The organism is Sediminicola sp. 1XM1-17 (genome assembly GCF_037203765.1).
GTDB lineage: Bacteria > Bacteroidota > Bacteroidia > Flavobacteriales > Flavobacteriaceae > Sediminicola.
The window spans coordinates 133,070-145,754 of sequence record NZ_JBBCAS010000001.1 but is presented as its reverse complement, the minus strand read 5'-3'; the positions used below and the strand labels follow the sequence as shown (position 1 = coordinate 145,754).

Sequence of the window (12,685 nt, the reverse complement as noted above, 5' to 3'; positions counted from 1 at the left end):
GGTCTTTTGTAGACCATTTAAAGGATTATTACGTTTTATAACTGATACTTGTAAGAGTTTTCAGGTTGTAAAGTAAATTTGCACTACAAATAAAATAGAATCATGTGTGGAATAGTTGGATATATTGGACATAGGGAAGCTTATCCCATCATTATAAAAGGATTGCAACGTCTGGAGTACAGGGGTTATGACAGTGCTGGAATTGCACTTTATGATGGATCGGGGATCAATCTTTCCAAAACAAAGGGTAAGGTCGAGGACCTGAAGAATAGGGCACAGACTGAAATTTCCTTAAAAGGGAATGTTGGGATTGGCCATACCAGATGGGCAACCCACGGAGTACCCAATGATGTAAACTCTCACCCTCACTATTCCAACTCCGGTGATTTGGTGATCATTCACAACGGTATCATAGAAAATTACGACTCCATTAAAAAGGAGTTGATCAAAAGAGGGTATACCTTTAGTTCAGAAACGGACACAGAGGTATTGATCAATCTTATTGAGGAAGTTAAGAAGCAGGAAGATGTAAAACTTGGAAAAGCAGTGCAGATTGCCTTGAACCAAGTAGTTGGCGCCTATGCCATCGCTGTTTTCGATAAGAACAAGCCTGACGAAATTGTCGTGGCCAAATTGGGAAGTCCATTGGCTATAGGTGTTGGTGATAAAGAATTTTTTATTGCCTCTGATGCCTCTCCTTTTATAGAATTCACAAATAATGCCATCTATCTGGAAGATGAGGAAATGGCGGTTATCAGGGTTGGTAAGGAAATAAAATTAAGAAAAATAAAGGATGATGCTGTAGCCTATCCCAAGATCCAAGAACTTCAATTGAATATTGAGGAAATTGAAAAAGGAGGCTATGATCATTTCATGTTAAAGGAAATCTACGAACAGCCTAGGGCTATTTTGGATACTTACCGTGGAAGGTTGCGAGCCAGTCAAGGTATAATTAAAATGGCTGGGGTAGACCAAAATATTGAAAAGTTCCTGAATGCCAACCGCATTATTATTGTTGCTTGCGGAACTTCTTGGCATGCTGGACTTGTTGCAGAATATATTTTTGAGGATTTGGCTAGAATTCCTGTAGAGGTTGAATACGCTTCTGAATTCCGTTATAGAAATCCGGTAATAACCGAAAAGGATATATTGATCGCTATTTCCCAATCTGGAGAAACGGCAGATACTTTGGCGGCAATTAAATTGGCCAAGGAAAAGGGGGCTTTTGTATTTGGAGTATGCAACGTTGTGGGTTCTTCAATTGCTAGAGAGACCAATGCAGGTGCCTATACCCACGCTGGGCCGGAAATCGGAGTTGCATCTACCAAGGCCTTTACCACACAAATTACTGTCCTTACTTTATTGGCATTGAAGTTGGCCAAGGAAAAAGGAGTATTTTCTGAAACAAGATTTCATGAATATTTGGCTGAATTGGAGACTATCCCTACAAAAGTGGAAAGAGCTTTGCAATCCAATGTCTTGGTGGAAACCATTGCACAGGTTTACAAGGATTCAACCAATTGTTTGTACTTAGGTCGCGGTTACAATTTCCCGGTAGCCCTGGAAGGTGCCTTGAAACTAAAAGAAATCAGTTACATTCACGCGGAAGGCTATCCTGCTGCCGAAATGAAACACGGGCCTATTGCCTTAATTGATGAGCAAATGCCCGTAGTGGTGATTGCAACCAATAGAGGGCATTATGACAAGGTGGTCAGCAACATACAGGAAATAAAATCCAGAAAAGGTAAAATCATTGCGGTAGTAACAGAGGGAGATGAAACGGTAAAGGATCTTGCCGATCACGTGATTGAAGTGCCGGATACTTTTGAAAGCCTTACCCCGTTATTGACAACGATTCCATTACAATTATTATCATACCATATTGCCGTGATGAGAGGGTGCAATGTGGACCAGCCGCGTAACTTGGCAAAGTCTGTTACCGTGGAATAATAAAGTTATAACAATAGCATATATCCCTTGGTGGCCATCCTTTAGAATATGGCAATCAAGGGATTTTTTTATGAGTAAATTTTGAGGATATCATCATTTTTTGGCTGGTGTTTTGTTAAATTAATATTATGCATGCATAATTTCTTTTGATTTCTTTAACAAGAAATCAAAAATATATATATCTTGTTCTCCAAATTAACTAAACTCAAACTTAGAATGAGAACATTGGTACTTATGTCCTTTTTGTTGTTGGGATTGACTTCTTTCGCCCAAACAACCGTAAAAGGTAAAGTGGTAGATCAGAATAATGAGCCTATTCCAGGGGCAAGTATTGTCATTGTGGGCAAGGCTATAGGAACGGTAACCGATTTTGATGGATATTTTACCTTGAGCACTGCGGAAAACCCTCCGTTTACATTGAGTGTTACTAGTATTGGATTCGTTCCGTCGACCTCAAGAATTACCCAAAACAATCAAACTATTGACGTAATCTTGAACGAAGAACAGACCCAACTGGATGAGGTGGTCATTTCTGCTTCGAGAACGCCTGAAAGAATATTTGAATCTCCCGTTACCGTGGAAAGATTCGGGTTGGCCGATATTAAAAATACAGCAGCCTCAGATTTTTATGGCGGATTGGAAAGCTTGAAGGGAGTGGATGTCAACACGAACAGTTTAACCTTCAAATCTATCAATACCAGAGGTTTTGCGACCTTTGCGAATACTAGGTTTATGCAATTGGTGGACGGAATGGACAATTCTACACCAGCATTGAACTTCCCTATAGGTAACTTAGTGGGGATGATCGAGACAGATGTGCAAAGTGTGGAATTATTGCCAGGAGCATCATCGGCACTTTATGGTGCTAACGCTTTCAATGGTATCCTATTTATGAGAAGTAAGAATCCTTTTGATTACCAAGGGATAAGCTCGCATATAAAAAGAGGTATAACCTCACAAGAGGCTGCTGGAGATAACTATTACACCGATTTTGGTATCAGGGCTGCCTATAAATTCAGTGATAAATTCGCTGGAAAGGTAAATTTTGGCTACCTGAGAGGAACAGATTGGGCTGCCAACAGTGAGGTGGACAAGACCAGAGTTGGTGGTACTAGGGCAGATTTGAACTATGACGGGATCAACGTTTATGGTGATGAGGTTTCTGCCGATATAAAGGATGTGGCTGTTACGCTTGAGGGGCTGGGGATATTGCCAGCCGGTGCAAATGCATTGGTGCCTTCCCAAGAAGTGAGTAGGACCGGATATAACGAGCAGGATCTTACCAACAATAAAGCAGAAAGCATCAAGGCCGATTGGGGATTGTACTATCGCCCATGGGAGAATGATTTCGAAATCTCCTATGTCGGGAAAGTAGGAACAGGATCCACCATATACCAAGGAACAAACCGCTATAATATCAATGGGTTTTTCCAGGAACAGCATAAATTGGAATTAAGAAATGACAATTTCTTTTTAAGAGGGTACCTAGTAGCAGATAAGGCTGGGGACTCCTATGATATGGTTTTCACAGGGATCAATATCAACAGAGCTTGGAAAGATGATAGGACATGGTTCGGGGAATACACAGGGACTTATGTGCAGGCTACTTTGCAAGGGGCAACAGACGAACAGGCACATGCGGCTGCTAGGGCACGGGCCGAATCGGGGAGATATTTACCGGGATCGTCAGAGTTTGAAGCAGCATTCAATAGGAGTATCAATGATCCGGACCTATCTACTGGATCTAAATTTCAGGATGCCTCCAAATACTATCACTCAGACGCCAATTATAATTTCAGCCATTTGATCGATTTCGCCGAAATCCAAGTTGGTGGTTCGTACAGGCAATACAGCTTAAATTCCTCCGGAACTATCTATACTGATAACGATGGGCCAATCAATTATTCTGAATTTGGGGTATATACGCAAATCCAAAAAGGGTTTGATATGTCGGAAAGTAGTAACCTTAAGTTAACTGGTTCGGTTCGTTATGATAAGTCCGAATTCTTTGATGGTTTCCTTTCCCCAAGATTGTCGGCAGGTCTTACCGTAAACAGAAACCACAATATTAGAGCCTCCGTACAGACCGGATTTAGGAACCCGACGACACAAGATTTATTCATAGGATTGGATGCGGGTAGGGCCATATTGGTTGGTTCTGCTCCAGAAAATTTGGATCGATATTCCAGAGATTTTGAGGTCAGTGGTGGTGGCCAATTATTGGGACAGCCATCCACAATAACCCAAACTGGCGCTGCCGCTTATAACAACTCGTATTCCTTGAGTTCGGTACAAGAGTTGGGCAGAACAGGTAATCCTGCTGATTTGGTTGTTGCCAATCCTGATATTGTGAAGCCAGAACAGGTGACTTCTGCAGAAATCGGATATAGGGGGAAAATAAAAAGATTGGTGGTAGATTTCAGTGCCTACTACAATCAATACAAAGATTTCATCTCACAAGAGGTGGTTATTGCTCCATATTATGGAACAGCAGGAGATGGGGGCCTATCAGTTGCGGCCATTTCCAATGGAGATTTCCAAGCGTATAGTGCTTACACCAATTCAGATGTGAACATTGGATCTTATGGAGCGTCCCTAGGGTTGACCACAAAAGTGCTTGGCAATTACGATTTAAGTGGTAGCTATACATTTGCAAAACAAGATTTTGATCAAGAAGCCAATCCAGACTTCATGTCGAGCTTCAACACTCCAGAGCACAAATTCAAAGCGTCTTTTGGAAACACCAATTTGTTCAAAAATTTCGGTTTCAATGTGGCGTACAGGTTTAGTGATGATTATTTCTGGGAAGCAACCTTCGGTAATGGTGTAGTTCCAGAATACCACACTGTGGATGCGCAGATCAATTATGATGTGCCAAGTATTAAGTCGTCCTTTAAGATTGGAGGAACCAACATAGGAGGAGAGGAATACTTTACGGCATTTGGTACCGGATTTATTGGATCCATGTATTACATTTCTTGGACCATAAACAACTTGTAAAAATTTAAATAAGCTTATAATGAGAACTATAAAATATATTTTATTCGCCTCTGTACTTTTAGGTTTTGCTTCCTGTAATACGGAAGAGGATTTCAATATGGTGGAGGTTGCTGAAGAGGTGCCCGCTCTTACCGCAGGTTCGGCAGATTTTTCCAACTATGTGGCCATAGGGGCTTCGTTTTCGGCAGGTTATACTGACGGTGCATTGTTCAAAGCCGGTCAGCAAAATTCCTTTCCTGCATTGTTGGCTCAACAGTTTGCCCTTGCCGGTGGTGGAAGTTTCAACCAGCCGTTGATGAACGACAATTTCGGTGGACTTTTATTGGGCGGTACCCAAATAGCCGATAACCGTTTGGTTTTTAATGGTAAAGCTCCTGTTCGCTTACAGGCTTTTGTAGGTCCAGTAATGCCAACAACCGATATCTTGATCAACAATCCAACAGGTCCTTTTAACAACATGGGGGTTCCTGGTGCCAAAAGTTTTCATTTGGTGGCCAATGGCTATGGTAATGTTGCGGGAGTACCATTGGGTCGAGCAAATCCTTACTATGCAAGAATGGCAACCAGTGCTACTTCTTCCATGTTGGCTGATGCTCTCGTTCAAGGTCCTACATTTTTTACTTTATCGGAGATCGGAGGCGGAAATGATGTTTTGGCTTATGCTACCTCTGGAGGAGTGGGTGTAGATCAAAAGGGGAATTTGGATCCAACCACATATGGTTCCAATGATATTACCGATCCTAATGTTTTTGCACAGGTAATGACAACTGCTGTTGCAGGTCTAACTGCCAATGGTGCTAAAGGAGTAATTGCAAATGTGCCGTACATTACCAATTTGCCTTATTTTACCACCGTGCCTTTTAAACCTTTAAGTCCCACAAATCCTTCATTTGGTCCACAAATCCCAACGCTTAATGGGGTATTCGGACAATTGAATTTGGTTTTTGATTTTTTACAGGTTCCTGATCGTAAGATTGTCTTTTCCCAAACTGCGGCTAGTGCCGTAGTTGTTAAAGATGAGAGTTTGACCAATTTATCAGCCCAGATTACTGGAGTATTAAATCAGAGTCCAACCTTTCCCGCATTTGTACAATCTTTTGGTTTGCCAGCTCAAGCTGCTCCTGTTGTAGCTAATCTTTTCGGGGTTATTTACGGGCAGGCAAGACAGGCAACGGCAGAAGATTTATTGGTCTTGCCAAGTTCTTCTGTAATTGGTACTGTAAATACAAGCTCAGTGGCATTTTTAATGTCACAAGGATTATCACAAGCTTTGGCGGGACAGTTTTCTGTAGAGGGTGTTTCATTGCCATTGGAAGATAAATGGGTGTTGACCCCAGAGGAGCAAACGTTGGTGCTTAACGCTACCGATGCTTACAATGCAACCCTTAGGGCTATTGCTGATGCAAATGGTCTGGCCTTTGTTGATTTCAAGGCCATTCTTCAGCAAGCGGCCTCGACCGGAATCAAAGACGGGAATTTCACCTTGAACACAAAATTGGTTACCGGGGGTCTGGTAAGTTTGGATGGCATACATTTAACCGCCAGGGGGTATGCGGTTATGGCCAATAAATTTTTGGAGGCCATTGATGCTACCTACGGTTCCAACTTCATTGAGGCCAAGGCCAAAGTGAGTGTGGGAAGCTACCCTACCAATTATTCTCCCGCATTACAATAAGTTATAATGATACTGAATAAAAAACGCCTTTCCATGAAAGGCGTTTTTTGTATTTAAAAAGGGTGAAAAACCACTTTATTTTTAAATTTAAAAGGTATATATTTGCAGCGCGAAAAATCTGGACCCTTATAAAAGGAGAAAAGGTTGTTGTTCGTTATTTATCACGCTAAACAATAAACATTTAAGTAATGTCAAAAGTTACAGGTAAAGTTTCTCAAATCATCGGGCCAGTGGTCGATGTGGAATTCCAATCAGGAGCAGCCCTTCCAAAAATTTACGATTCTCTTGAAATCAACCAGAAAGATGGTTCCAAATTGGTTCTTGAAGTACAATCACACATTGGTGAGAATACGGTAAGGACTATTGCAATGGATGCTACGGATGGTTTAAGTAGAGGAGTTGCGGTTGAGGCCACAGGAAGTGCGATTCAAATGCCAGTTGGAGATGATGTGTACGGACGTTTGTTCAACGTTATCGGAGATGCTATCGATGGTCTAGGGAATTTGCCTAAAGCGGGTAAAGACGGACTTCCTATTCACCGTGAAGCACCAAAATTTGAAGACTTGTCTACCTCTACAGAGGTTTTGTTCACAGGTATCAAAGTTATTGATTTGATCGAGCCTTATGCAAAAGGTGGTAAAATTGGTCTATTTGGTGGTGCCGGTGTTGGTAAAACAGTATTGATTCAGGAGCTGATCAATAACATCGCAAAAGGTCACGGTGGTCTTTCTGTATTTGCGGGCGTTGGAGAACGTACACGTGAAGGAAACGATTTGTTGCGTGAGATGTTGGAATCAGGTATTATAAAATATGGTGACTCTTTCTTGCACTCTATGGAAGAAGGCGGATGGGATTTGTCCAAAGTGGACAAAAAAGTAATGAAAGAATCAAAAGCGACATTTGTTTTCGGACAAATGAACGAACCTCCAGGGGCTCGTGCTCGTGTGGCACTTTCCGGACTTACCATTGCTGAATACTTCCGTGATGGAGCAGGTGAAGGTCAAGGAAAAGATGTATTGTTCTTCGTTGATAACATTTTCCGATTTACACAAGCAGGTTCTGAGGTATCGGCACTTTTGGGTCGAATGCCATCTGCGGTAGGTTACCAGCCAACTTTGGCAACAGAGATGGGTGCCATGCAAGAGCGTATTACATCAACAAAAAGAGGTTCCATTACTTCTGTACAGGCGGTCTACGTTCCTGCGGATGACTTAACGGATCCAGCACCGGCAACAACTTTTGCCCACTTGGATGCTACAACCGTATTGTCCCGTAAGATTGCAGAGTTGGGTATTTATCCTGCTGTGGATCCATTGGATTCCACCTCAAGGATTCTAACCGCTGAGATCTTAGGAAAAGATCACTATGCTTGTGCTCAAAGAGTAAAAGAGCTTTTACAGCGTTATAAAGAGCTTCAGGATATTATTGCCATCCTTGGTATGGAAGAATTGTCTGAGGAGGATAAGCAAGCCGTAGGTAGGGCAAGACGTGTACAACGTTTCTTGTCACAGCCTTTCCACGTAGCTGAGCAGTTTACAGGTATCCCAGGAGTTTTGGTAGATATTAAGGAAACTATCAAAGGTTTCAATATGATTATGGATGGTGAATTGGATCACTTGCCAGAATCTGCCTTTAACCTTAAAGGAACCATTGAAGAGGCTATTGAAGCTGGAGAGAAAATGTTGGCTGAAGCATAAATAGTTGATAGTTGGCGGCTCATGGCCTTTGTGCATAGCAAAAGCGATCAGTCCATAACTAACAACCAACAACCAAAGAAATATGTACTTAGAAATTGTATCACCAGAAGCTACATTATTTGCAGGAGAAGTTACCTCGGTAACAGTTCCTGGAGTAAACGGTGAATTCCAACTTTTGGAAAATCACGCGGCTATCGTTTCCTTGCTACAAGAAGGCAATGTGAAGTTCAAAGGCAATAATGTGGTGGTGGAGAATTCCAATAAGGATAAATTTTCAAAGGGAGCCAATGGAGAGATGGTATTGCACATCAACAGTGGTACTTTGGAAATGAATGATAATAAAATTATTGTGTTGGCCGATTAATTAGCCTCACTTGTAATATAGAAAAAGCCAAACTGAAAAGTTTGGCTTTTTTATTTCCTCTATTGTAAACTGATCAAGACCCAATCCCTATCATCGGAAAAGTAAGTTTTCAATTCCTTGAACCCCACAGCATAATGTGCTTGTAGGGAACGGGTGTTCTTGGCATCAACTTCCGTTATTATACTGTTGAATTCAGGCTGAACATGGGCTTTCATGGCATTGTACAAACCCCGGAATATCCCTTGATTCCTATAATTTTTGCCCACACAGATCTGGCCCATGGCGATGTATTTTTCGTCTTTTGGGACCACGGTTTCAATCTCATCGAACATCGGTTTTAAAATATCGATCTTATCGGCAAAAATAGGGTGCATACATAGGGCATATGCGGCTACGATATCTCCATCTTTGGCTATAATATGGGGACATACTTCGTTCATTTGGTGAAGGATATCATAATTATGTTCCACGGTGACAAATCCTTCTTTTTGTTTTTCCTCTTCCGTTACATTGGCCAATAAATTTGCCTGTTGAAGCGCAAGGATCTGCTCCAGTTCTTCCCTGGTGGTGGCAATACAATAGGTAATGTCCATAGCTATTCTGTTTTTAACCATGCCTTTCTATTGGCCAACACTCCTTTGCTGGGTTTCTGGCCCTGTTTTTCTGTAAGCTGAATGCTATAGGCAGGATCCCCTTGTAAGGTTACTGAGGCCGATTTTTCAGTGCCGTGCCTTTGGAAAGAAATCTGTAAAACGTCCCCAACCTTGAATTGGCGGATCATATCGGAAAAGCGTTGTTCTTTCGTCATGGGCATATTGTTTATGGCGGTGATAACATCACCATAGTCTAAGCCAGCTATATATGCCGGCCCGCCTATGGTTGGATTTCTGTCAATTACTGCCGTGCCATTCCCCTTCATAGATACCGTTGCTCCAAAATAAGGTCTGGATTCATCCTGCATCATGACAACGCCCATGGTTGTAAAAAGGGCATTATAGTCGGGCATATTGCCTTGGTATATATAGTTGTCAAAGAACTGGTTGCCAAATTCTTTGCCGGCGTATTGGATCAGGCTATTTTTAAGATGCTCCACGGTATAGGGTATTTCCTTTTTGCCATAGGTTTCCCATACCAATTTCATATAATCATCCAGATTTAAGTTCTTCTGACGCAAGGATAGGTCCAAGGCAAGGCCCAAAACACTGCCGTAGGAGTAATAGGATATAAAAGTATTTTCCCTGTTCACGGGATCCACCGAGGTGGCTGCATCCACAAATGGCGCCTGATAGCTCATTTCTATGGGATTGTAAAATTGACGTGCAGGAGAGTTCCATACATAATTGAACGTGCCCGTCAGCCCTTCTATGTACCCTGTAGGCGTAATGATACCCGCCCTGCATAGGATAAGATTGGTGTAGTAGCTGGTAAAACCTTCTGCAAACCATAATTCGCCACTCATATTGGCCTCTGTGAAGTCGAAAGGCTCCAGCGATTTTGGGCGAATGCGTTCCACATTCCAAGCATGGAAAAATTCATGGGAAACGGTTCCAATATTTCCTTCCATTCCGCCTTCGGCCAATCCCTCCCTATCGGTAAGTATAGTAGAGTTTCTGTGTTCCATGCCATCCCCAGAGGCATTTGGGATATAACAGGCCAGAAAGGTATAGGTGCCAAAATCAAAATTTGGCAATTCCCCAAACACTTCTTTTTCTGCCAGAACGATTTTTTTGACTTGTTCCCAGTAGGTATCAAAATCGGCCTCGGTGCCATTGTGGTGCAACACAAATTGGATGGTCTGTTTTTTATTGTTGGATGCCACTTCGAATTCCCTTAAGCTGTAATTGCTTATTTCGGTGGGACTATCCATAAAATATTGCAAATTGGGGGCCGAATAGGTATTTCCGGAAACCTTTGGCATTTGGGTGGCCACTTTCCAATTCAAATCTTCCCGAACCTTATAGGTAACCTCGATGCTCCGATCACTCAATTCTGGCACGAACATAAAAGTGGCTGGGATATTCAAATGGGCATGGGTCTCATCGATCTGTGAATAGGTGCCGTCCGCACGATTGGCAAATAAGGTATAGCTCATGTTGATTGTGCCATCGTGACCTGAAACGTTCCATTGGTACGGATTGGGGCGTGTTATGTTCAAAAGGTTTCCCTTGCTGTCTGTGGCAGAGACATTATATACATTTTTTGCAAACTCGTGAAGGGCATATCTTCCTGGGGAGGTGCGGCTCATGCGAATCCCAACCGTGTCCTGTTCCAGGTTTTGAAATGTAGCCTTTACTTCTGCTTCATGGTGGCCCGCATTTTCAAAGGAAATGCTATAGGTGTTCGTTTGAGCACCTAGGGTACCGGTAAGTAAAATCAGGAATAAAAGCGAGAGGAGTTTTTTCATTTTTCTTGGGTTTATCGTCACGAATATAACATTTAAAAACAGGATATACTACATTTGTAATATGGACAAATTTCCTCAAAAACTGAGTCAGAAACTAGCCGAAAGAGCAGCAAGCAATGCCCTTAGGAAATTGACCATTTCTAATAATCCCATTGATTTATCGTCCAATGATTATTTGGGGTTTGCAAGGGACGCCCGAATTTTTGATCAGGCTTCCAAAGTGTTGGAGGAAAGAAGCTTTAAACATAACGGAGCCACGGGATCCCGATTGTTATCTGGGAACAGTGCGCTGTATGAAGCTTTGGAAAACGACCTGGCAATTTTCCACGATTGTGAAGCAGCACTTGTTTTTAATTCGGGCTACGATGCCAATTTGGGATTGTTCAGCTCGGTCCCGCAAAGGGGCGATATTATTTTATACGATGAATTGGTACACGCCTCTATCAGGGATGGACTGGGAAAGGGTAACGCCAAGGCCTTTAAGTTTAAGCACAATGATCTCGCCGATTTGAAGAAGGTGATGGAGCTCAATAGGCCGGCCACACATACCGGGGAGGTGTATGTGGTAACGGAATCTGTTTACTCCATGGATGGTGACCGTCCGGATTTGGTGGGATTTGTTCAACTGTGCAAAGACCATAAATGCCGATTGATAGTGGATGAGGCCCATGCCGTGGGTGTTTTCGGTAGTTCTGGGGCAGGGCTGGTGCAGGAGTTGGGCTTGCAAGCTCAGGTTTTTGCCAGGATTGTGACTTTTGGCAAAGCACTGGGCTGCCATGGTGCCGCCATTTTGGGAGGCAACATATTAAAGCAATACTTGGTAAACTTTGCGCGTAGTTTTATCTATACCACTGGCGTGCCCCCCCATTCTTTGGCAACCGTGTTAGTGTCTTACCAGGAATTGGCACGTACGGCCCATTTGGCCAAACTGCGTGAAAATATCAGTTTTTTTAGGGAGCAACTGGCGCACCATGGTTTGGACTTCATTGAAAGTACCTCGGCCATCCATTGTTGTATAGTGCCAGGAAATGATCGGGTAAAAGAAATTGCCCAGCAGCTGCAAGAAAAGGGTTTCGATGTAAAGCCCATAGTATCACCTACGGTAAAAGAGGGGGAAGAGCGACTGCGATTTTGTCTGCATGCGTATAACACAAAAACAGAAATAGCCGAAGTTTTACGTTTATTGACTATATTCATTTAAAAAATACCATGGGTCATCAATTTTATACATTGGGGGCTTTTGAATATGTTGCCGATGTCCAAATTATTAAAGGCCGACTGGAAGCTGAGGGCATAAAGGTTTTCTTAAGGGATGAAAATACCCTGAATTCGGATCCTTTGATCAGCAATGCCATTGGAGGGGTGAAACTGATGGTCTATGCCAGTGACAGGGAAGAGGCCCTTGAAATCTATAATGAAATAAGAAGCTACGCTACAGATAGATATGGTGATCTAATAGTGTGTCCCAATTGTAAAGCACGAAGATCTGAAACATATTATAACAGAAAGAACCTATTTTATAAACTTTTTCCATTTTTTGAGAAGAAGAAATACAAATGTTTAAATTGTAATATAATTACAAAACCATAGTAGAT

At 42.3% G+C, this 12,685-nt stretch carries 9 protein-coding genes; 7 read left to right on the top strand and 2 right to left on the bottom strand.

Annotated elements, in window-relative coordinates:
* The first annotated feature begins 102 nt into the window (after positions 1-102).
* The 5 genes from glmS to WAA86_RS00680 all read left to right on the top strand — a co-directional run bounded on the left by glmS (position 103) and on the right by WAA86_RS00680 (position 8,686).
* A complete protein-coding gene (glmS, locus tag WAA86_RS00700; RefSeq protein ID WP_337299043.1) occupies positions 103-1,950 on the top strand; it encodes a glutamine--fructose-6-phosphate transaminase (isomerizing) in 1,848 nt (615 codons plus the stop codon).
* A 216-nt stretch (positions 1,951-2,166) separates the two neighbouring features.
* Positions 2,167-4,950, top strand: a complete 2,784-nt coding sequence (locus WAA86_RS00695) for a TonB-dependent receptor (protein WP_337299042.1) — start codon at positions 2,167-2,169, stop codon at positions 4,948-4,950.
* 19 nt (positions 4,951-4,969) lie between these two features.
* Complete coding sequence (locus tag WAA86_RS00690) at positions 4,970-6,625, top strand: SGNH/GDSL hydrolase family protein (RefSeq protein ID WP_337299041.1); 1,656 nt, start codon at positions 4,970-4,972, stop codon at positions 6,623-6,625.
* Positions 6,626-6,813: 188 nt separating this feature from the next.
* Entirely contained in the window at positions 6,814-8,322 is a 1,509-nt protein-coding gene (atpD, locus tag WAA86_RS00685) for a F0F1 ATP synthase subunit beta (RefSeq protein ID WP_337299040.1), read from the top strand.
* A gap of 82 nt (positions 8,323-8,404) precedes the next feature.
* A complete protein-coding gene (locus WAA86_RS00680; RefSeq protein WP_337299039.1) occupies positions 8,405-8,686 on the top strand; it encodes a F0F1 ATP synthase subunit epsilon in 282 nt (93 codons plus the stop codon).
* A 59-nt stretch (positions 8,687-8,745) separates the two neighbouring features.
* On the opposite strand, the gene WAA86_RS00675 is transcribed toward WAA86_RS00680, so the two are convergent.
* Entirely contained in the window at positions 8,746-9,279 is a 534-nt protein-coding gene (locus WAA86_RS00675; RefSeq protein WP_337299038.1) for a GNAT family N-acetyltransferase, read from the bottom strand.
* Between the two features lie 2 nt (positions 9,280-9,281).
* The gene (locus tag WAA86_RS00670; RefSeq protein WP_337299037.1) at positions 9,282-11,090 is read right to left on the bottom strand and encodes a M61 family metallopeptidase; all 1,809 of its coding nucleotides are present in this window, start codon (positions 11,088-11,090) and stop codon (positions 9,282-9,284) included.
* A gap of 61 nt (positions 11,091-11,151) precedes the next feature.
* Here WAA86_RS00670 and WAA86_RS00665 point away from each other — a divergent pair, with 61 nt between their 5' ends.
* Positions 11,152-12,291, top strand: a complete 1,140-nt coding sequence (locus WAA86_RS00665; protein ID WP_337299036.1) for an aminotransferase class I/II-fold pyridoxal phosphate-dependent enzyme — start codon at positions 11,152-11,154, stop codon at positions 12,289-12,291.
* Between the two features lie 8 nt (positions 12,292-12,299).
* Positions 12,300-12,680, top strand: coding sequence for a putative signal transducing protein (locus WAA86_RS00660; RefSeq protein ID WP_337299035.1), 381 nt, complete (start codon positions 12,300-12,302; stop codon positions 12,678-12,680).
* The last annotated feature ends 5 nt before the right edge of the window (positions 12,681-12,685 follow it).